Below are 19,599 nucleotides of genomic sequence, written 5' to 3'. Positions count from 1 at the left end.
ACAGGCGGGCCGCCGGAGAACGGGCGGCCCGCCTGTACGCGGTTGTGGGCGCGCCGCGCCGTGCCCGGCGGCGGCTCTCAGCTCTCCAGAACGACCGTCCGCTGGGCCGAGAAGTCGCCCCATGTGCCATCCGGGAGCTTCGCCCTGAGCTTCACCGAGTAGCGCGTGCCGGGCGGGTCGGCGAGGGTCAGCCGGTAGGTGGCCCGGCCCTTCGGGGGTGTACCGCCCCAGACGATGGTCGTGGTCTGCTTCCCGTTCAGATACAGCTCGTAGGCGGGGATCACGCCGCCCGTCTTCGGCTGGTCCCAGGACAGGTCGACGGTGAACTCCCCGCCCTCCTTGCCGATTTCGGTCCGCAGCCCGGTGGGGGCGGTGCTCGCGGGGGCGCCGGGCGCCGAGGCGGTGGCCAGGTCGACGGTGTTGCTGTCGGAGGAGGATTTGTCGGAGGCGTCCCGGGCCCGGACGGTGAAGCTGTACACGGTCCCCGGGCGCAGCGCGGTCAGCTCGGCCGTCGTCTCCGTGCCGGGCACGCTGTGGATTCGTGAGTCCTCCTGGTAGACGTCGTACGAGGTGACGCCGACGTCGTCCTCGGCGGCCTTCCAGGTCAGCGTGGCCGCCCGGCTGCCGTCGGCGGTTCCGGCCAGTTTCGTCGGTGCGGTCGGCGGTTCGTCGTCCTCGGGCGGGGTGGCCTGGGTGGTGACGGGTACGGTGGTGCTGGGCGCGGAGAGGTTTCCGGCGGCGTCCTTGGAGCGGACGGTGAAGGTGTAGCCGGTGGACGCCGTCAGCCCGCTGACATCGATCATGTGCTTGGCCGCCGGGACCGACCTGACCTTGGTCTTCGCGCGGTAGACCTCGTATCCGGCGATCGCCTTGTTGTCGGCGGCGGGCTCCCACATGACATGCACCGATGTGGAGCTGCTGGCCTGCGCGGTCACGCCCTTCGGGGTGCTGGGGCGCTGCGTGTCGGCGTCGGCGGTGCCGCCGCAGGCGGTGAGGGCGGTGAGGAGCAGAGCGGCGGAACAGGCCAACGCGGAAGATACGTGGGGGCGTTGCACGGGGGTGCCTTCCATCCGGACAGCAATGGTCCAGACCTGTATGCCATGGCGCGGGCCCTGCCGACAAGAGGCCCGCTGCTAACCATCCGCTATGTACCGGTGTGCGGCGCACGGGCGGGGGCCTCGGTCGGCCACGACCGCCGGGGCCTCGATCCCGTGGCCGCCGGGCCCCGCTCCCCGGACGCAGCCGTCCAGCACCCGCGCCCGCCCGCGCCCGCGCGCCCGCCGTCAGCTCGTGAAGAATTCGGTGATCTGCTGGGCCACCTGGTCGGCCCGGGTCCGGTGCATGTGGTGGCCGCCGGGGATCGTGATCAGCCGGCAGTCCGGGATCAGGGAGGCCAGGTCGGCCTGGCGCTCCTGTGGCATGGTGCTCTCGGGGCCGCCCGTGATGATCAGGGTGGGGGCGACGATCTCGCCGAGGGAGTCGGCCGCGTCCGGGCCGGGGTCGGCGAGCTGGGCGTGTACGGCGGGCACCGCGTTCTCGTCGTAGTCGACCGGGCCCTCGGGCCGCCCGGCCGGGCCCGGGTCGCCGGGGAACGGCGCGGGCGTCTCGACCAGCACCAGCCGCTCCACCCGGTCGGCGTGCTCCTCGGCCAGCAACCGGGCGACGACGCCGCCCATGCCGTGCCCGACCAGCCCCACCCGGTCGAGTTCCAGCTCGTCGAGGAAGCCCGCAACGTCCTCGGCCATCAGGTCAAGTCCGTACTCGTCGGGCCAGTCGCTCTCGCCGTGGCCGCGCAGGTCGAGGGCGAAGACCCGCCACTCCTGGCCGAGCAGGGCGGCGGTCGCCTCCCAGTGGGCGGCGGAACCGCCGAGGCCGTGCAGCAGCACGACGGGCGACCCGTACGAGTCGCCCCAGGTCCGGTACGCCAGGCGCACGTCGCCGACATCCACAACAGACTGATCTTCCATGCCCCTGACGCTACAGCCGCCGGGCGGCGGTCGGCTCCCGGGCCCCGCCCCGCCCCGGCAGGCGCTGGGGGCTCAGCGCACGGGGCTCACCGCTCGGGGCTCGGCGCACAGGGCTCGGTCGGCCGTTCGCCCGGTGGCCGCCCCTTCAGTGGACGCCCACCCCGGCGGCGGCCGGCACCACGTGGTCCGCGCCTTCGGGCTGTTCCGGGCCGGGCCCTCGCCCGATGTGGTTGAAGGCGAGGTTGAGCACGATCGCCACCACGCAGCCGGTGGAGATCCCGGAGTCGAGGACGACCAGCAGATCAGCGGGGAAGGCGTGGTAGAAGCGCGGCGCGGCGATCGGTATCAGGCCGATGCCGACCGAGGCGGCCACGATCAGCGCGTTCTCGCCCTTCTCCAGGGCGGCGGTGGCCAGGGTCTGGATGCCGCTCGCCGCGACCGTGCCGAACAGGACGATGCCCGCGCCGCCGAGCACCGGCAGCGGTACGAGCGCGATGACGGAGGCGGCGACGGGGATCAGGCCGAGCAGGATGAGGATGACGCCGCCGGTCGCGACGACGAAGCGGCTGCGGACCCTGGTCATCGCGACCAGGCCGATGTTCTGGGCGAAGGCGCTGCACATGAAGCCGTTGAACAGCGGGCTGACGGCGCTGCCCAGGGTGTCGGCGCGCAGACCGCCCTCGATGACCTTCTCGTCCGCCGGACGGCCGACGATCTTGCCGAGGGCGAGCATGTCGGCGGTGGACTCGGTCATGCAGACCAGCATCACGATGGACATGGAGATGATCGCGGCGATCTCGAACTGCGGTGCGCCGAAGGCGAACGGCGTGGGGAAGCCGACTATGCCGGCGTCCCTGACCGCACCGAAGTCGGTGATGCCGACCGGAATCGCGATGAGTGTGCCGACGACCAGGCCGAGCAGGATGGCGATCTGCTGGAGGAAGCCGCGCAGCAGCCTGCGCAGTGCCAGCACGATGACCAGGGTCACGGCGGCCATGGCGATGTTGGTCATCGAACCGAAGTCGGGGGCCGTGGAGTCGCCGCCCTGGGACCAGGTGAAGGCGACCGGGAGCAGGGAGACGCCGATCAGGGTGATGACGGTGCCGGTGACCACGGGCGGGAAGAAGCGGACGAGCTTGCAGAAGTACGGGGCGAGCACGAAACCCAGCACACTCGCGACGATGATCGCCCCGAAGATCACGGCTATCCCGTCGTGTCCCCGGTCCTTGCCTATCGCGATCATCGGCGCCACTCCGGCGAACGAGACGCCGTTGACGAAGGGCAGCCGTGCGCCGACGCGCCAGAAGCCGATGGTCTGGAGCAGGGTGGCGATACCCGCGGTGAACAGGCTCGCCCCCATCAGGAAGGCGGTCTCCTCGGCGGTGAGGCCGACGGCCGGCCCGACGATCAGGGGCGGGGCCACCACCCCGGCGTACATGGCGGCCACGTGCTGGAGGCCGCTGGTGAACATCTTCAGCGGGGGGAGCGTCGCGTCGACCGGGTGTTTCCGGCCGTCTCCGGCTGTATCAGCTTCTCCGGCTGCATCGGCTTCTCCGGCTGCGTCTGCGTCATTGCGAAACCTGGGCTCAGCGGCCACGGCGGTCCCTCCGGTCGGTTGCACGTCGGCGGCGACGTGGGGTTCAGGGAGGTGGTGCGTCGGTGGGTGGCGTGCGGGCGGGATCGTGACCGGGCCGGCGGGCGCCGGCCGTGGGGCGCGCGTCCGCCGGCCCGCCTGCCGGCCCCGCTCGGGTCCGCGGCAGGCAGCCGAGGGCCGTCCCCCTCGGCCGGCCGGTCGGGGGAAGCCCCGGAGCCTCAGGCTCCGGCGGCGATCCGCGCGAGGCGGCGGGCCTCGTCGCGGGTGACGCGCGCGATGGCCTCCTCGTCCACCGTGGTGAGGTGGTTGTCCTCGACGACGGGCCTGCCGTCGACGAGCGAGAGGGTCACCGGGGCCGCCGCGCCGAATACCAGGGCGGTCACCGGGTCGGCGATGGAGGAGTGGGCCAGGGTGTCCAGCTTCCACAGCACGAGGTCGGCGAGCTTGCCGGCCTCCAGGGAGCCGATCTGGTCGGCGCGGCCGAGCACCCGGGCCCCGCCGTACGTGCCCAGGCGCAGGGCCTGACGGGCGTTCAGGGCGGCTTCGCGGCGGGTGCCGAGGCGGTTGATGAGCAGGGCGTTGCGCAGCTCGGTGTGCAGCTCGCCGGACTCGTTGGACGCGGTGCCGTCGACGCCGAGGCCGACCGGGACGCCGGCGGCGAGCATGTCGGGCACCCGCGCGATGCCCGCGGCGAGGCGGGCGTTGGAGGACGGGCAGTGGGCGACGCCCGTTCCCGTACGGGCGAAGGCGGCGATGTCGGAGTCGTTCATGTGGACGCAGTGCGCCATCCACACGTCGTCGCCGAGCCAGCCGGTCGACTCGAAGTACGCGGTCGGGCCCACCCCGAACAGCTCCTTGCAGAACCGCTCCTCCTCCATGGTCTCCGATCCGTGGGTGTGCAGGCGTACGCCCTTGCGCCGAGCCAACTCGGCTCCTTGGCTCATCAGTTCGGTGGAGACCGAGAAGGGCGAGCAGGGTGCGACGGCCACCTGCGTCATCGCGTCGAAGGAGGCGTCGTGGTGGGCGTCGACGGTGGCCTCGGTGGCGGCGAGCGCACCGTCCAGCGTCTCGACGGCGAAGTCCGGCGGCAGGCCGCCGTCCTTCTCGCCCCGGTCCATGGAGCCCCGGGCGAGGGTGAACCGCACGCCCATGTCACGGGCCGCACCGATGATCGCGCCGGACAGGTCGCCGGAACCGCGCGGGTGGACGTAGTGGTGGTCCATGGCGGTGGTGACGCCGCCGCGCGCCATCATCGCGAGCGAGCCCTGGGCGGCAGCGCGGACCATCGGCTCGTCCAGGCGCGCCCAGGTCGGGTACAGGGCGACGAGCCAGTCGAAGAGGTTGTGGTCGGTGGCCAGACCGCGGGTGATCCACTGGTAGAAGTGGTGGTGGGTGTTGACCAGTCCGGGCGTCGCGAGGTGCCCGGTGGCGTCGATGCGCCGGACGACCCCGGACAGGCCCTGGGGGGCCGGACCGGGGCCGACGGACTCGATGCGGTTGCCCGCCACGACGATGTGCCCGCGGGCGTGTTCGGAGTCGTGGGCGTCGACGGTGGCGATGGAACAGTTCTCGATGACAGTGCGCTGAGGCACTGCCTGGACTGCCGGAACTTCCTGGACTGCCTGAACTGCCTGAACTGCCTGAACTGCCATGGTGGTTCCTCTGTCTCTCGTCGGCGAGGTGGGCACGGCAGGCCCCCGGGAGGATGTGAGTGCCACAGCTGTGCCGCCGTGGGTGCCGAGATGGTGAAAGAGTCAGAGGTTGGTCAGGTCGACCGGGATCCTCGGCTCGACGCCGTCGCGCAGCACGGTGGCCTCGATCAGGCCGTAGGGCCGGTCCGCCGCGAAGTAGACCTCGTGCTCGTTCGTGAGGCCGAACGGTTCGAGGTCCACCAGGAAGTGGTGCTTGTTCGGCAGCGAGAAGCGGATCTCGTCGATCTCGCTGCGGCTGTCGATGATGCGCGAACCCATCTGGTACAGGGTCTGCTGGAGCGAGAGGGAGTACGTCTCGGCGAAGGCGTGGAGCAGGTGCGTACGCGCCTGCCCGTAGGACTCCTCCCAGTCGGGCATCCGCTGGTCGTCGCCGGTCCAGCTGTAGCGCCAGCGGGCGGAGACGTCGGTCGCCAGGATGCGGTCGTACGCCTCCTTGAGCGTCGTGTACTCGTCCTTCGCGTAGCCCCAGAACTCGGAGTGGGTCGAGTTCATCAGGGTCAGGTCCTTCAGACCCGAGACGACCTCCCACTTCTCGCCGTCGTAGGTGACCTGCGCGACGCGGGTCTCCTGGCCCTTGCGGACGAAGGAGTGCCTGACGTCGTCGCCGCCGGTGGCCCCGGAGTCGCCGTCGGAGGCCGCGATGCGCTCCCAGGCGTACTCCTCGACGCGGATGCGCGCGGTCCGGATCGGTTCCCGCGAGGAGACGAAGTGGCGGGCGAGATGGATGCCGAACTGCTCGGCGGACTCGATCCCGTGCTCCTTGGCGAACGCGTACACGGTGTTCTTGGTGGTGTCGGTCGGCAGGACGCTGGCGTTGGAGCCGGAGTAGTGCACGTCGTCCATGTCGCCGGACAGGGCGACCGAGACGTTCAGGTCCTTGATGTGGTGGGTGTCGCCGTCCCGCGTGATCCTGACGACGCGGTTCTCTGCTTTGCCGTACTGGTTCTGACCGAGAATCGTGGACATGTCGGTGCTAGCTCCCTCGGTAAACGGAGTAGCCGAACGGGTTGAGCAGCAGCGGTACGTGGTAGTGCTCGCCCGGGACGACCGCGAACGCGATCGACACCTCCGGGAAGAACGCGACGCTGCCCCTCGCGCGGGGGGCGTCCTGCTGCGCCTCGGCTTGCTTCTGGGAGAAGTACGCCTCGGTGTCGAAGTCGAGGCGTACGTGGGTGGTGCCCTCCGGCGGTACCGGCAGGTCCTCGCAGCGCCCGTCCGCATCGGTCGCGGACGCTCCGAGCCTCACATACGGCGCGCCGCAGCCGCTGCGCGCGGCGAGCGAGACGGCGACGGACGCGGCCGGGCGGCCGACGCTGGTGTCCAGGATGTGTGTGGACACCGATGCGGTCGTGTCGGTACTCAAGGCCGTCACTCTCCTCAGTCCTCAGGACTCCTGCGGCGGAGAGTCCTGTACAAAAGGGCTCTGTACCAGGATCTCCCGCACGAGACGGGTCAGCCGGACGCGGTTGATCCTGCCCAGTTCGGTGCGCACGATCTCCTGCTCCCGCTCGGGCGGGTTCCCGATCCGGGACCTCACCGCATCGCGCATCTGCTCACCGGTGGCCCCGGTGGCGCAGATCAGGAAGACGTGTCCGAACCGCTCCTGGTAGGCCAGGTTCAGTTCGAGCATCTCGGCCACCAGCTCCTCTGAGGCGCCGGCCATTCCCCGCTGCTCGCGGGAGGAGGCCGGGTCGCCGGGTCTCGGACGGCCGATCGGCGGGTGGCCGGCCATCGCCTCGGCCAGATCCGCCGCACCGAGCCGCGCCGTGGCGGCGTCGCTCGCGGCGGACAGGGCTTCTTCGGTGGCGTACGGGCGTCCGGCGAGGAGCGCCCGCCCCCAGGCCGCGGCGGCGCAGACCTCGTGCAGTACGGCGATGGCGTCGCCGTCCGCCAGGGTGTTGAACCGGGTGAGGCCCGGCGTGGAGCTCGAAGACACGGGAGCCTCCGTGGCTGCTTTCCGCTGTGCGTTGTTCGGGCTGCGGACAGCTAACGCCCTCCACCACACGACGTCAACACTTTGTTGAAATGTCGCGAACGGAGAAAGCCGCCGTCCCGGTACGCGGACGGCGGCCCAGCTGTGCCTTCGACCGGCTACTCGCCCTTGGCCGCATGCTCCCGGTTGAGGTAGTTGTACACGGTGAACCGGGAGACACCGAGGGCGCCGGCCACGGTCTCCACCCCGTGTCGCACGGCGAAGGCGCCGCGCGCCTCCAGGCTCCGCACGACGGACTGCTTGGCCTTGCGGTCCAGCCCGGCGAGCGGCATCCCGTGCCGCCGCTCCAGTGCGGCGAGGATGTGATCCAGCGAGTCGGACAGCTGGGGCAGCCGTACGGCGATGACGTCCTCGCCCTCCCAGGCCAGGACCACGTCGTCCGGCTCGGCAAGTTCGGGCCCCACCAGCTCCGCGCCCATCGCGTCGACCAGCGGCTTCACCGCCGAGACGAGGGGGTGGTCGGCGGGCGCGGTCATCGCGCCTCCTCGCCGATCACGTTGACCTGGAGCGAGACGCGGGTGGCGCCTGAGGCGAGGGTCTGCCGGAGCAGGGAGTCCACGGCGGTGAGCACCCGGTCCGCACCTCCTTCCACCGTGTTCCCGAACGGGCCGACGTCCACGGCGTCGAGCCCGGCGGACTGGATGACCTCCCGGGCCACCACCGCGTGGGCGGGCGCCTCGTCGAGATCGAAGGGCTCGGTGGTGAATTCCACCCTCAAGCGCACGGTGCCTCCCTGATGTACGCGTCGCGGGCGGGTGCTCCCGCGACTCGGCCACGACTGTAACCGCTGGAGCCGCCCCCGCCCCGGGGCGTGCGGCGCGGGGGTAGCACGCCGCTGACCGGCGAGGCTGCCGCCGATGGGTGTCAAGGGCGCCGGGGGCGGCCCGCGCCCGCCGGGGCCGAGTACGGCAATCGGCTGCCCCCGGCCGGGCTCCTGGTGGACGATGGGGCGACGAGGGAGGCACGGAGCGCGGTCGGCCGCGCTGGGCCGTGCCGGAAGGAGCCGATCGTGGAAGCCGTGCCGGTCCGCTGCCCGGTCTGCAGCCGGGACCACACCTACGCCGCACCGGCCTACCCGTGCCCGTGCGGAGCGCCGACCGCCCCGCCGCTGCGGAGCGGCGCGCCCGCGGTCCGCGTCACGCACCGCGCCTGGAACGACGACTGGGTCACCGTCCGCTGCGCCTCCTGCGACCGGCGCGACCAGTGGCCCCAGCCGGAGCTGTGCTGCCCGTGCGGGGCGGTGCTGCGCATCCCGGTGCGCCCGGCGGACGCCGCTGCCCCGTCGGACGCCACCGCTCCGGACACCACCGCCCCGCCGGGCCCGCCCGCCGCCCCCGCGCACATACCGCTGCCCCGCACGGCAGCGCATCCGCGGCCCGCGTTCCGCCCGATGGCGATCCGAGGCGGCCACGACGCGGTGAGCGCGGCCGGGCTCTACCTGACCTGGCTCGGATACCGGGACGTCGTCCAGCCCGGCACCCGCCCCGCCTCCGGGATCGACCTGCGGGCCGACGGTCTGGTCGCCCAGGTCGACACGGCCGCCGCGCCCACGTCACTGCGCGCCGTGGAATGCCTCTGGCTCAACGCCCTCGGCGCCGCGGCGACCGGCGTGTTCTTCTCCCTGGCGGGATACGCGGCCGACGCCAGGGCCCGCGCGGACGGCGTCGGCCTGCCGTTGTTCGTCCTGGACCTCACGGGGACCCCGCAGCCGGTGAACGGCGCGGCCGACGAGCTGGTCAGCACCGGAGCGTGAACGCCCCTTCCGCCGCGCGAGGAGGAATCCGGCCCGCCCGTACCGGCCGGCCGTCCGGCGCGGCACACTGAGGGCATGCGTATCCGTTCCGCCAGACGCTCGGATCTCCCGCTGCTCCAGGACATCGAGCGGGCCGCCGGGGAACCTTTCCGCACCCTCGGCATGGCCTCCGTGGCCGATGACGATCCACCGCCGCTCGACCTGCTGGAGAGCTACCGGCGGGCCGGACGCTGCTGGGTCGCCGTCGATCCCCTCTCCCCCGCGAGCGACCGGCCGCTCGGCTATGTGATCGCCGATCCGGTGGACGACGCCCTGCACATCGAGCAGGTCTCGGTCGACCCGGTGGCCGCACGGCGGGGCATCGGCCGCGCGCTCATCGGCCACCTCGCCGCGCCCGCCGCCGACCAGGGGCTGACCGCGCTGACCCTGACCACCTTCACCGAGGTGCCGTGGAACGCTCCGTACTACGCGCGGATCGGCTTCCGGATCCTGCCCGAGCACGAACTCACCGACGGGCTGCGGACGATCCGCGCCGAGGAGGCCCAACACGGCCTGGACCGCTGGCCGCGCGTCTGCATGCGGCGCGACCTGCTGGCCGCACGGCCCTCGTCGGCCCTCGCTGTCGGTGGCGGCACGTAGGCTGAGCGCATGGAGTCGATCCCTCAACACCCCCTGTACGCAGCCGATCAGGCCAACGAGGCCATTCGGGCGCTCGTCGACGCCTCGGGCGGCCAGTGGTCCGCCGTGGAGTCCGCGACGTACGAGGTGCTGCTGATCGAGTGGGCGGCGGCGACCCGTGGCGGCGGACCCGACGTCGTCGAGGCCGCCTGACCCGGCCGCCCGGCGCACCGCCGCCCCGGCCGCGCCCGCCGGGTCGGGCGGGTCGGGCGGCCGGGTCGGCCGGGTCAGGCGGGTCGGGCAGGCCAGGGCGGCGGGTCAGGCGGTGTATGCCTCGCGCAGTTCGATCTTGCGGACCTTCCCGCTCACCGTCATCGGGAAGGCGTCCAGGATCCGCAGCCTGCGCGGCACCTTGTAGTGCGCCAGCCGGTCCCGGCAGAAGTCCGCGATCTCGTCCGCCGTCGGCGGATCGGCCGGGTCGCGCGGGATGACGCAGGCCAGGATCTCCTCGCCGTACCGCTCGTCGGGCACACCGACCACCTGGACGTCGGCGATCTTGGGATGGCCGTGCAGAAACTCCTCGATCTCGCGCGGGTACACGTTCTCACCACCGCGGATGATCATGTCCTTGATCCGGCCGACGATCTGGACGTATCCGTCCTCGCGCATCACGGCGAGGTCGCCGGTGTGCATCCAGCGGCCCGCGTCGATCACTTCGGCGGTCCTCTCGAGCTGGTCCCAGTAGCCGAGCATCACGCTGTAGCCCCGGGTGCACAGCTCACCCGCGCTGCCGCGCGGCAGCGTGACGCCGGTCGCCGGGTCGACGACCTTGACCTCGATGTGCGGCAGCGCGCGGCCGACCGTACCGGTCCGGCGTTCCAGATCGTCGTCGCGGCGGGTCTGGGTGGAGACGGGCGAGGTCTCCGTCATCCCGTAGCAGATGGACACCTCGGCCATGTGCATCTCGGCGACGACCCGCTTCATGACCTCGACCGGGCAGGGCGATCCCGCCATGATCCCGGTCCGCAGCGAGGAGAGGTCGTACGCGGCGAAGTCGGGCAGGTTCAACTCGGCGATGAACATGGTGGGAACGCCGTAGAGCGAGGTGCAGCGCTCCCGCTCCACGGCGGCCAGCACGGCGGCGGGCTCGAAGGCGGGTGCCGGGATCACGACGCAGGCGCCGTGCGAGGTGATGCCGAGGTTGCCCATCACCATGCCGAAGCAGTGGTAGAAGGGCACCGGGAGGCAGACCCGGTCCGCCTCGGTGTAGCCGACCGTCTCGCCCACGAAGTAGCCGTTGTTGAGGATGTTGTGGTGGGAGAGCGTGGCGCCCTTCGGGAAGCCCGTGGTACCCGAGGTGTACTGGATGTTGATCGGGTCGTCGCAGGACAACTCGGCCTCACGAGCGGCGAGTTGCTGCGGAGACACGGCGGAAGCCGTGGCGGTCAGCTCGCTCCAGGACGGGTCGCCGATGTAGTGGACGGCGCGCAGCGCGGGGCAGTCGGCGCGGACCTGCTCGACGAGCGCGCGGTAGTCGCTGGTGCGATGGGCGAGGGAGGCGACCAGCAGGCGGATTCCGGCCTGACGCAGCACGAACTCCAACTCGTGGGCGCGGTAGGCCGGGTTGATGGTGACCATGACGGCGCCTATGCGGGCCGTGGCGTACTGGACGAGCACCCATTCAGGGCAGTTGACCGCCCAGATGCCGACCCGGTCGCCCTTGTCCACCCCGGACGCCATCAGCGCGCGGGCCAGTTCGTCGACGTCCGCGCCGAACTCCCGGTACGTCCAGCGGCGGCCGGAGGCGACGTCGACCAGGGCCTCGCGGTCGCCGAACGCGGCGATCGTCCGGTCCAGGTCGCGGCCGATGGTGTCGCCGAGCAGCGCCGTGGTTCCGGTGCCGTGCGCGTAGGAGAGGCCGCTCACGCCAGGTCCCCCTCGTCGAACTCGACGCCGCCGCCCAGGGCGGTGCGCTCGCGCAGCTCGATGCGGCGGATCTTGCCGGAGACGGTCTTCGGCAGTTCGGCGAACTCCAGCCTGCGGACGCGCTTGTACGGGGCGAGGACGGTCCGCGAGTGCTCGAAGAGGATCTTCGCGGTCTCCGCCCCCGGCTCCCAGCCCTCCGCCAGTACGACGTACGCCTTCGGAACGGCGAGGCGGAGCGGGTCGGGCGCGGGCACCACGGCGGCCTCGGCGACCGCCTCGTGCTCCAGCAGGGCGCTCTCCAGCTCGAACGGGGAGATCTTGTAGTCCGACGCCTTGAACACGTCGTCGGCGCGGCCGACATAGGTGATGTAGCCGTCCGCGTCACGGGCCCCGATGTCGCCGGTGCGGTAGTAGCCGCCGGCCATCGCCTCGGCGGTCCGGTCCGGCTCGCCGTGGTAGCCGGTCATCAGGCCGACGGGCCGGTGGGCGAGGTCGAGGGCGATCTCCCCCTCGGCCGCGCCGGGCTGCCCCGTGACCGGGTCGAGCAGTTCGACGGTGTAGCCGGGGTTCGGCCGTCCCATCGAGCCGGTCTTCAGGAGCTGGCCCGGGGAGTTGGCGACCTGGACGGCGGTCTCCGTCTGCCCGAAGCCGTCGCGGATGGTGACGCCCCACTCCCGCCGGACGGTCTCGATGACCTCCGGGTTCAGCGGTTCGCCGGCGGCGACGACCTCGCGCGGCGGGACCTTGAGCTGGGTCAGGTCCGCCTGGATGAGCATGCGCCACACCGTGGGCGGGGCGCAGAAGCTGGTAACGCCCGAGCGGTCCATCTCGGCCATCAGCCGGCCGGCGTCGAAGCGGGTGTAGTTGAAGATGAAGACGGTGGCCTCGGCGGTCCACGGGGCGAACAGGTTCGACCAGGCGTGCTTGGCCCAGCCGGGCGAGGAGATGTTCAGGTGCACGTCGCCGGGCTGGAGCCCGATCCAGTACATCGTCGTCAAGTGGCCCACCGGGTAGGAGACATGGGTGTGCTCGACGAGCTTGGGGCGGGCGGTGGTGCCGGAGGTGAAGTACAGCATCAGCGGCTCGTCCGCGTCCGTCTCCCGGTCGGGCGCGAAGTCGGCGGACGCCTCGGCCGCGCCCGCGTACGGCCGCCAGCCGGCCACCTGCTCGCCCACCGCGATCCGGGTGTAGGAGCCGGGCACCTCGTCGAACTTGGCGGTGTCGGCCGAGCGGACGAGCACATGGCGCACCCGGCCGCGCTCCACCCGGTCGCGCAGGTCGACCGGGCCCAGCAGCGGGGTGGCGGGGATGACGACGGCGCGCAGCTTCATCGCGGCGAGCGCGGTCTCCCACAGCTCGACCTGGTTGCCGAGCATGACGAGCACCCGGTCGCCCTCCCGGACGCCCTGCGCCTTCAGCCAGTTGGCCGCCCGGTTCGAGCGCTCGGACATCGCCGCGAAGGAGACCTCGGTGCGCCGGCCGTCCTCCTCCACGATGTGCAGGGCGGTGCGGTCGTTGCCCCGGGCGATGACGTCGAACCAGTCCAGCGCCCAGTTGAAGTGGTCCGCGCGGGGCCAGCGGAAACCCTCGTACGCGGCGGTGTAGTCCTCGCGGTGCTCCAGCAGGAAGTCCCGGGCGGCCCGGAACGTCTCCGTCGCACTGTTTGCCGACATGTGCCCTCCTCATTGCGGACCGGACCGGTCGCTTAACATCATGTAAACAGTGACCCAGGTCTCACCACCCCCGGACGGGGGTGGTTCGGCCCGGGTGGAGAGGCCACGGCGTGAGCGAACCGGCCGATGCGGTCGAGATGCAGGGGGCGCTGCTGCGGCTGCGCCGCACGAGCGGGCTCCCGGTGGTGTTCGGCGGCCTGCTCTCGGACGCGCGCCACGCGCGGATCGCCGAGCTGAACGGGGCGCAGACCCGCGCGCTGCGCGGTCTGGTCATCTCCGCCGGAAGCGGTCTCGGCGGCAAGGCCATCGCCCTGTCGCGGCCCTGCGCGGTGACGGACTACACCTCCGCGCGCCACATCAGCCACGAGTACGACACGGCGGTCGCGGCGGAGGGGCTGCGTTCGGTGGTCGCCGTACCCGTCGTCGTACGGCGGGAGGTTCGGGGCCTGCTGTACGGCGCGCTGCGCAAGCCGGTGACGCTCGGGGACCGGACGTTCGACGCGGCCCTCGCGGCGGCGCGCGATGTGGAGCAGGCGCTGGCGGTCCGGGACGAGGTGCGGCAGTTGCTCGCCGTCGGCCGTGAGCAGGTGGCCGATCCGGATCCGGCTCCGGCGGCCTGGGAGGACGTGCGCGAGGCCCATCGCGAGCTGCGGGCGCTGGCGCCGAAGATCGTCGACCCTGAGCTGCGGGAGGAGTTGCTGAGCGTCTGCGGGCGGCTCGTTTCGGCCTCCGGTACGCAGCCGGCGGACGCCCGCGCGGTGCGGCTCGCGCCGCGCGAGGTGGACGTCGTGGCGTGTGTGGCGGCGGGGGCGACGAACGCGGTCGCGGCCCGGCGGCTGGGGGTGCGCCCGGAGACGGTCAAGGGGTATCTGCGGTCGGCGATGCGCAAGCTGGGGGCGCACACCCGGCTCGAAGCGGTCGTGGCGGCGCGACGGGCGGGGCTGCTGCCCTGAGACCGGCGGGGCCGCCGGCCTGCTTGCCGCCCTGAGACGGGCGGGGCCGCTGACCGGCGGGCGGGGGCGCCGCGCAGGTGCCCGGCCGCCCCGCCGAACCCGCCGGTTCCTCATCCGACGTCGACGAACGCGGCGAACCGCACGTCGTGGTCGGCCGCGTCCGTCATGACCGACAGCGTCCGCACCGCCTCCCGGGTGACGTCGGCGCGGTCGGCGCGGCCGAGGCGGTCCAGCGGCTGGACGGTCAGGGTCACCGCGCCCCCGGCGCGGTCGGTGCGCCACAGAGCCCGGAGGAACCCGTCGACCAGGACCGTTCCGTAGGACTGGTTGCCCACCCCGTTGCGGCCCCTGTGCTCCGGCGGGATGACGCGGGCACGGTCGGCGTGGCCGAGGAGGACGTTGTCGAACTCGGGCAGGAAGCGCGGCGGCGCGGGGGTGTCCGGATCGGGACGCGGTGCGTCCGGCACGTCGAAGAGTTCGACGCCGTTCCCGTCGCGGAAGGTCAGCAGTCCGGGCCGCAGCCGCTCGAAGACCTCCTTCAGGCGGGTCAGCCCCGCCCACGCCTGCATGTCCTTGACCGAGGCGGGCCCGAAGGCGCGCAGGTAGCGGAGGACGAGGGCGTCGGGTGCGGACGCCGGTTCGGCGGATCTGCCGAGCCAGCTCTCCACGGTCGTCAGGGCGACCTGCCCGCTGCGGCCCCACAGTCCGCGCGGGGTCACCTGGACCAGGGGCAGCAGGCACCGGGCGGCGACGGTGAGGGCGAGCGGGTCGGCGTCCGGCCAGCGGGCGAGCAGTTCCGCGCGCAGTTCCTTGACCGGGCGCGGGCGCTCCTCGACCAGTTCCCGGCTCAGGGCGGCCAGCCGGTCGAGGTCCACGCCGACGAGCCCCCGGCGGAACGCCGTCAGCTCGCGCTCACGGGCCGGCTGCACCAGCGGGCGCAGGGTCAGGGCGTCCTCGGCCGTGTGGGTGTGGAGGGTGGAGCGCAGCGTGACGATGCGGACCACCGCGCGGGACTCCATCAGACGGGACAGGTCGGCGGGGTCGAAGCCGGCGAGGCGGGAGGCGAGCTGGAAATAGGGCGGCCGGGTGTTCTGCGCCTGGAGCCCGACCAGGTGGGCGACCGCGTCCTCGGCGCCCATGGCGGACCGGCGCAGCAGGAGCTGGCGTTCCAGGGTGGCCCGGTTGAGCGCCCGGGTGGACAGGACGGCGGGGTGTGCGGCGGTGCGGTGCGTCTTCGCGGCCATGATCCGCACGCTACCGGGGCCGCGGACGCCTCCGGGCGACCGCGGCCGTACGCCCGGCTGCTCCGCAGACCGCGCGCCCCGGGGCCATCGCTTCGATGATGGACCGGTGATCAGTGTCCTGTTCGCCGTCCTGACCGCCCTGAGCAACGGCTCGGCCTCGGTGCTCCAGCGGCGGGCCGCGCTGGAGGTGCCCCGCGACTCGGCCATGCGGCTCTCGCTGATCGGCCATCTGCTGCGCCGGCCGGTGTGGCTGGGCGGGATCGGGCTGGTGATCGTGGCGGCCGTCTGCCAGGCGGTGGCGCTGGCGACCGGCCCGATCGCGGTGGTCCAGCCGATCTTCGTGATCGAACTGCCCGCGACGCTGCTGGTCGCCGGTTACGTCCTGCGGGTCCGGGTGCCGCACACGGTCTGGCTCGGGGTGGCGGCGATGACCGCCGGTCTGGCCCTCGGGCTCGCCTCGGCCTCCCCGATGGGCGGCAGCGAGAGCGTGCGCGGGGTCGCGTGGGTCCCGGCGCTGCTGGTGACCGGTCTGTTCGAGGCGGTGCTGATCGGCGCCGCGCTGCGGGCGCGCGGCAACGGCCGGGCGGCCCTGCTGGGGCTGGCCGCCGCGTGCGGTTACGCGCTGACGGCGGCGCTGATGAAGGACGCGATGGCGCGGCTCGACGACGGCGGCGGGGCGGTGGCGCTGCTGACGTCCTGGCAGTTGTACGCGACGGCGGCGGCCGGGCTGGGCGCGCTGTTCCTGCTGCAGAACGCCCTCCAGGCCGGCCCTCTGGTGGCCGTGCAGCCGATGCTGACCCTCGGAGACGCGCTGATCAGCATCTTCTACGGGGTGACGCTCTTCGGCGAGGTGCTGCGCACCGGCTGGTGGCTGCTGCCCGAACTGGCGGCGCTGATCCTGATCGCCGTCGGCTGCGTGGGCCTGGCCCGCTCCCCGCTGGCGACCGGGAACCCCCCGCCGCCGTCGCGGGTGCGGTGAGGGCGGTCAGGCCGCGCCGGGCGCGGTGACCTCCTCGCCCGGCGGCACCGGCCCGGGAGGCGTGCCGTCGCCGAACGGCCGCCCGCCGAGCTGTTCGCGGTGGTGCGGGGCGGTCCAGCCGGAGAGGTCGGGGCCGACGGGCACGATGCCGGTCGGGTTGATGCCGGTGTGCACGCGGTAGTAGTGGCGCTTGATGTGGTCGAAGTCGACCGTGTCGCCGAAACCGGGGGTCTGGTAGAGGTCGCGGGCGTAGGCCCACAGGACGGGGTCCTCGGTCAGCTTGGCGCGGTTGCACTTGAAGTGGCCGTGGTAGACCGCGTCGAAGCGGACCAGGGTGGTGAACAGGCGGATGTCGGCCTCGGTGATGGTGTCCCCGACCAGGTAGCGGCGGTCGGCGAGGCGGGCGGAGACCAGGCCGAGCCGCCGGAAGAGGGCGGTGTACGCCTCTTCGTACTCCTCCTGGGTGCTGGCGAACCCGGCCCGGTAGACCCCGTTGTTGACGTCGCGGTAGATCCCCTCCATGACGTCGTCGATCTCGTCGCGCAGCGGCTCGGGGTAGAGGTCGGGGGCGCCGGGGCGGTGCAGGGCGGTCCATTCGGTGGCCAGGTCCAGGGTGATGCGCTGGTAGTCGTTGGTGACCAGTTGCCCGCTGGGCACGTCCACGATCGCGGGGACGCTGACGCCGCCTGGGTAGCCGCGCTCCCGTGCGTCGTACGCCTCGCTGAGGTAGCGGATGCCGAGGACCGGGTCGCGGCCGTCCGCGTCCAGGGTGAAGCGCCAACTGCGGTCGTCCTGGATCGGGTCGGCGACCGCGAGGGAGAGGGCGTCCTCCAGGCCGAGGAGCCGCCGGGAGACCAGGGCGCGGCTCGCCCACGGGCAGGCCCGGCTGACGGCGAGCCGGTAGCGGCCCGCCGCGACGGGCCACCCGTCGCGCCCGTCGGCGGTGATCCGGTCGGCGAAGTGGCTGCGGGACCGCTTGAACGGTTTGTGCCCGTAGGAGGTGTTGCCGTCACTTCCCGCGCTGTCCGCTGTCGTGTCGCTCATGCCGTACTCCTCGTGTCGCTCATGCCCTGCTCCTCGATGGGTCGGTGGACTTCTTCTCCGTACGCCGTCCGCGCCGACGGCCGGCCGCGACGTCGGCCGCCGCCACGATCAGCGCGGCCAGGACGAAGGCGACCGAGACGATGAGCCCGTGGTCGTAGGCGGTGGCCCAGCCGTCGGGGCCGACCTGGGCGAAGAACACCGCGCCGACGGCGGCGATCCCGATCGCGGAGCCGACGCGTTGGCCGGTCTGGAGGGTTCCGCCGGCGCTGCCCGCCCGGTCGACCGGGACCTCGGCGAGCGTCAGCGTCTGGTTCGGGGCGATGACCAGGCCGCCGCCGAGGCCGGCGATCAGCAGCGGCGCGGCCATGGCCCAGCCCGCGCCGCCGCCGGGGACCAGGTGGACGGCGTAGGCGGCGCCCGCGAGCCCGAGCGCCACCATGACCAGGCCCGCCACGACGAGAGGCCGGCCGAAGCGTCCGACGAACCGGCCGCCGACGAAGGCGGTGGCCCCCGAGCCGAGGGCGAAGGGCGTGATGGAGAGGCCCGCCTGGAGGGCTGAGTAGCCCAGCCCGGACTGGAGGTAGAGGGTCGTGACGAAGAAGATCGAGGTGAACCCGGCGAAGTACAGCAGGATCAGCAGGCATCCCAGCCAGTAGGACCGCACCCGGAACAGCGCCAGGTCCAGGACCGGATGCGTGCGGCTGCCGGTGCACCGCGCCTCCCAGCCGACGAACGCGGCGAGCAGCGCGGCGGCCAGGGCGATCAGGAGCCATTTGCCGTCGCCCGTCCACTGCTGCGCCTGCACGAACGGCAGGAGCAGGGTCAGCACTCCGGCGCCCAGCAGGAGGACGCCGACCGGGTCCAGGTCGCGGGGCCGCACCCGGCCGGCGGACGGGGTGTCGGGGAGCAGCCGGCGGGCGAGCAGGAAGCAGACGACGCCGAGCGGGAGGTTCACGTAGAAGACCCAGCGCCAGCCCTCGGCGGATCCGGCCACCTGGATGAGCAGGCCGCCGAGCAGTGGGCCCACGGCGGTGGAGATCCCGACGACGGTGCCGAACATGCCGAAGGCCCGGCCGCGCTCGCGGCCGGAGAACATCTGCTGGATCAGCGCGGAGATCTGCGGCGAGATCAGCCCGCCGGAGACTCCCTGGACCAGCCGGGCGACGACCAGCCAGGTGCTGGACTGGGCGGCCCCGCAGGCGGCGGAGGCCAGGGTGAACAGTGCCAGTCCCGTCATGAACACCGCACGCCGCCCGCGCGCGTCGCCGAGTCGCCCGGACGGGATGAGGAAGAGCCCGAAGGCGAGGGCGTAGCCGGAGACCACCCACTGGAGGTCGGACGCCGGAGTGTCCAGGCCCTCGCGGATGGACGGGAGGGCCACGTTGACGATGGAGACGTCCAGCAGGGTCATGAAGCCCGCGACGAGGCAGACGCCGAGTGCCTTCCAGCGCCGGGGGTCGGGGCCGGCGGGGGCTGCGTCGCCCCCGCCCGGCCCGGAGTGCGCCGCGCTCTGTGCCATGGTTCGCACCTTAGACGCTGACCCGTGATTCCTCGTCCGGGACCGCCGCGCGCCGGTGTCCGGGACGCCGGACGGCCCGGGACGGCGTGCCCGGGGCGGGGCGGGGGTATCCGTTCCCGCATGACTGTGGAGAAGACGAGCGTCCTCGTCCTTGACTGTGCCGAACCGATGGAGCTGGCGGAGTTCTACGCCGGACTGTTCGACGCCGAGGTCCGGATCGGTTCCGATCCGGACTTCGTCGAGATCGTGGGCAACGCGGGCGTCCACCTGGCCATCCGCCGCGACCACGGCTACGCGCCGCCGAGCTGGCCGCGCCCGGAGGACTCCCAGCAGGCGCACCTGCGGATCCTGGTGAGCCGTGAGGACATCGACGAGGCCGAGCGGGAGGCGATAGGACTCGGGGCCCGGCCCGTGGACACCGGTGAGAGCAACAGCGGGCCGCGCGACGTCCGCGTGTACGGGGACCCGGCGGGGCACTCCTTCTCGCTGGCGGTGTATCCGCTGGCCCGGGACTGAGCGGGTCCGAAGACCTCCTGGAGGCCCTGTGGGACGTCCCGGTGCGGGCTCCGGACCGGGACGCCGTACGGGCCGCCATCCGGTCGATGCGGGGAATTAACCTCTGAT

The 19,599-nt window shown here is 72.7% G+C and carries 20 protein-coding genes; 6 read left to right on the top strand and 14 right to left on the bottom strand.

All coding sequences use genetic code 11. The features are described from left to right. Positions 1-77: 77 nt before the first annotated feature. The 9 genes from EES43_RS25590 to EES43_RS25550 form a co-directional block, all read right to left on the bottom strand. Positions 78-1,070 carry a fibronectin type III domain-containing protein gene (locus EES43_RS25590; RefSeq protein ID WP_124270924.1) on the bottom strand — a complete coding sequence of 331 codons (993 nt, stop codon included), beginning with the start codon at positions 1,068-1,070 and terminating at the stop codon, positions 78-80. A 213-nt stretch (positions 1,071-1,283) separates the two neighbouring features. Continuing rightward, on the bottom strand, positions 1,284-1,967 hold the full coding sequence (locus tag EES43_RS25585) for an alpha/beta fold hydrolase (protein WP_124270923.1): 684 nt from the start codon (positions 1,965-1,967) through the stop codon (positions 1,284-1,286). A 145-nt stretch (positions 1,968-2,112) separates the two neighbouring features. Continuing rightward, on the bottom strand, positions 2,113-3,564 hold the full coding sequence (locus tag EES43_RS25580; protein WP_124270922.1) for a nucleobase:cation symporter-2 family protein: 1,452 nt from the start codon (positions 3,562-3,564) through the stop codon (positions 2,113-2,115). 215 nt (positions 3,565-3,779) lie between these two features. Then, entirely contained in the window at positions 3,780-5,213 is a 1,434-nt protein-coding gene (locus EES43_RS25575) for an 8-oxoguanine deaminase (protein ID WP_206430123.1), read from the bottom strand. Between the two features lie 102 nt (positions 5,214-5,315). Next, positions 5,316-6,239 carry a factor-independent urate hydroxylase gene (pucL, locus tag EES43_RS25570; RefSeq protein WP_124270920.1) on the bottom strand — a complete coding sequence of 308 codons (924 nt, stop codon included), beginning with the start codon at positions 6,237-6,239 and terminating at the stop codon, positions 5,316-5,318. Between the two features lie 7 nt (positions 6,240-6,246). Then, positions 6,247-6,636 carry a hydroxyisourate hydrolase gene (gene uraH, locus EES43_RS25565; protein ID WP_124270919.1) on the bottom strand — a complete coding sequence of 130 codons (390 nt, stop codon included), beginning with the start codon at positions 6,634-6,636 and terminating at the stop codon, positions 6,247-6,249. A 21-nt stretch (positions 6,637-6,657) separates the two neighbouring features. Beyond that, on the bottom strand, positions 6,658-7,209 hold the full coding sequence (uraD, locus tag EES43_RS25560) for a 2-oxo-4-hydroxy-4-carboxy-5-ureidoimidazoline decarboxylase (protein WP_124270918.1): 552 nt from the start codon (positions 7,207-7,209) through the stop codon (positions 6,658-6,660). Between the two features lie 155 nt (positions 7,210-7,364). Beyond that, positions 7,365-7,742, bottom strand: coding sequence for a helix-turn-helix domain-containing protein (locus EES43_RS25555; RefSeq protein WP_124270917.1), 378 nt, complete (start codon positions 7,740-7,742; stop codon positions 7,365-7,367). Continuing rightward, positions 7,739-7,978, bottom strand: a complete 240-nt coding sequence (locus EES43_RS25550) for a thiamine-binding protein (RefSeq protein WP_124272151.1) — start codon at positions 7,976-7,978, stop codon at positions 7,739-7,741. The genes EES43_RS25555 and EES43_RS25550 overlap by 4 nt, the downstream gene beginning before the upstream one ends. 297 nt (positions 7,979-8,275) lie before the next feature. On the opposite strand from EES43_RS25550, the gene EES43_RS25545 reads away from it, so the two are divergent. From EES43_RS25545 to EES43_RS25535, 3 genes are all read left to right on the top strand, one after another. After that, positions 8,276-9,019, top strand: coding sequence for a hypothetical protein (locus EES43_RS25545; RefSeq protein WP_124270916.1), 744 nt, complete (start codon positions 8,276-8,278; stop codon positions 9,017-9,019). A 75-nt stretch (positions 9,020-9,094) separates the two neighbouring features. Next, positions 9,095-9,658: a GNAT family N-acetyltransferase gene (locus EES43_RS25540; protein WP_124270915.1), complete on the top strand. Its 564-nt coding sequence runs from the start codon at positions 9,095-9,097 to the stop codon at positions 9,656-9,658. 9 nt (positions 9,659-9,667) lie between these two features. Continuing rightward, positions 9,668-9,850, top strand: a complete 183-nt coding sequence (locus EES43_RS25535; protein ID WP_124270914.1) for a hypothetical protein — start codon at positions 9,668-9,670, stop codon at positions 9,848-9,850. A gap of 105 nt (positions 9,851-9,955) precedes the next feature. Here the strand turns inward: EES43_RS25535 and EES43_RS25530 are convergent, their stop codons facing one another. Further along, entirely contained in the window at positions 9,956-11,563 is a 1,608-nt protein-coding gene (locus EES43_RS25530) for an AMP-binding protein (protein ID WP_124270913.1), read from the bottom strand. Beyond that, complete coding sequence (locus tag EES43_RS25525; RefSeq protein WP_124270912.1) at positions 11,560-13,236, bottom strand: AMP-binding protein; 1,677 nt, start codon at positions 13,234-13,236, stop codon at positions 11,560-11,562. The genes EES43_RS25530 and EES43_RS25525 overlap by 4 nt, the downstream gene beginning before the upstream one ends. 110 nt (positions 13,237-13,346) lie before the next feature. On the opposite strand from EES43_RS25525, the gene EES43_RS25520 reads away from it, so the two are divergent. Beyond that, positions 13,347-14,189 carry a response regulator transcription factor gene (locus tag EES43_RS25520; protein ID WP_206430122.1) on the top strand — a complete coding sequence of 281 codons (843 nt, stop codon included), beginning with the start codon at positions 13,347-13,349 and terminating at the stop codon, positions 14,187-14,189. A gap of 110 nt (positions 14,190-14,299) precedes the next feature. On the opposite strand, the gene EES43_RS25515 is transcribed toward EES43_RS25520, so the two are convergent. Then, positions 14,300-15,433, bottom strand: coding sequence for a winged helix DNA-binding domain-containing protein (locus EES43_RS25515; RefSeq protein WP_124270911.1), 1,134 nt, complete (start codon positions 15,431-15,433; stop codon positions 14,300-14,302). A 106-nt stretch (positions 15,434-15,539) separates the two neighbouring features. Here EES43_RS25515 and EES43_RS25510 point away from each other — a divergent pair, with 106 nt between their 5' ends. After that, entirely contained in the window at positions 15,540-16,412 is an 873-nt protein-coding gene (locus EES43_RS25510; protein WP_124270910.1) for a DMT family transporter, read from the top strand. 6 nt (positions 16,413-16,418) lie between these two features. On the opposite strand, the gene EES43_RS25505 is transcribed toward EES43_RS25510, so the two are convergent. After that, positions 16,419-17,456: a glutathione S-transferase family protein gene (locus EES43_RS25505; RefSeq protein ID WP_124270909.1), complete on the bottom strand. Its 1,038-nt coding sequence runs from the start codon at positions 17,454-17,456 to the stop codon at positions 16,419-16,421. Between the two features lie 19 nt (positions 17,457-17,475). Next, entirely contained in the window at positions 17,476-18,975 is a 1,500-nt protein-coding gene (locus tag EES43_RS25500) for an MFS transporter (protein ID WP_124270908.1), read from the bottom strand. A gap of 120 nt (positions 18,976-19,095) precedes the next feature. Here EES43_RS25500 and EES43_RS25495 point away from each other — a divergent pair, with 120 nt between their 5' ends. Further along, positions 19,096-19,491 carry a VOC family protein gene (locus EES43_RS25495; RefSeq protein ID WP_124270907.1) on the top strand — a complete coding sequence of 132 codons (396 nt, stop codon included), beginning with the start codon at positions 19,096-19,098 and terminating at the stop codon, positions 19,489-19,491. Positions 19,492-19,599: the final 108 nt, after the last annotated feature.

The sequence above is a fragment of the Streptomyces sp. ADI96-02 genome (assembly GCF_003846185.1).
In the GTDB taxonomy this organism is placed as follows: Bacteria; Actinomycetota; Actinomycetes; order Streptomycetales; family Streptomycetaceae; genus Streptomyces.
Note: the sequence above shows the minus strand (reverse complement) of the source record. Positions and strands in the feature narration are given on the sequence as shown.

Excerpts from the sequence above, each read along its gene's own strand:
- EES43_RS25535 (WP_124270914.1), top strand. The coding sequence starts at position 9,668 with ATGGAGTCGATCCCTCAACACCCCCTGTACGCAGCCGATCAGGCCAAC.
- pucL (WP_124270920.1), bottom strand. The coding sequence starts at position 6,239 with ATGTCCACGATTCTCGGTCAGAACCAGTACGGCAAAGCAGAGAACCGC.
- EES43_RS25495 (WP_124270907.1), top strand. The coding sequence starts at position 19,096 with ATGACTGTGGAGAAGACGAGCGTCCTCGTCCTTGACTGTGCCGAACCG.
- EES43_RS25590 (WP_124270924.1), bottom strand. The coding sequence starts at position 1,070 with ATGGAAGGCACCCCCGTGCAACGCCCCCACGTATCTTCCGCGTTGGCC.
- EES43_RS25540 (WP_124270915.1), top strand. The coding sequence starts at position 9,095 with ATGCGTATCCGTTCCGCCAGACGCTCGGATCTCCCGCTGCTCCAGGAC.
- EES43_RS25500 (WP_124270908.1), bottom strand. The coding sequence starts at position 18,975 with ATGGCACAGAGCGCGGCGCACTCCGGGCCGGGCGGGGGCGACGCAGCC.
- EES43_RS25525 (WP_124270912.1), bottom strand. The coding sequence starts at position 13,236 with ATGTCGGCAAACAGTGCGACGGAGACGTTCCGGGCCGCCCGGGACTTC.
- EES43_RS25515 (WP_124270911.1), bottom strand. The coding sequence starts at position 15,433 with ATGGCCGCGAAGACGCACCGCACCGCCGCACACCCCGCCGTCCTGTCC.
- EES43_RS25585 (WP_124270923.1), bottom strand. The coding sequence starts at position 1,967 with ATGGAAGATCAGTCTGTTGTGGATGTCGGCGACGTGCGCCTGGCGTAC.
- EES43_RS25505 (WP_124270909.1), bottom strand. The coding sequence starts at position 17,456 with ATGAGCGACACGACAGCGGACAGCGCGGGAAGTGACGGCAACACCTCC.
- EES43_RS25575 (WP_206430123.1), bottom strand. The coding sequence starts at position 5,213 with ATGGCAGTTCAGGCAGTTCAGGCAGTTCAGGCAGTCCAGGAAGTTCCG.
- EES43_RS25555 (WP_124270917.1), bottom strand. The coding sequence starts at position 7,742 with ATGACCGCGCCCGCCGACCACCCCCTCGTCTCGGCGGTGAAGCCGCTG.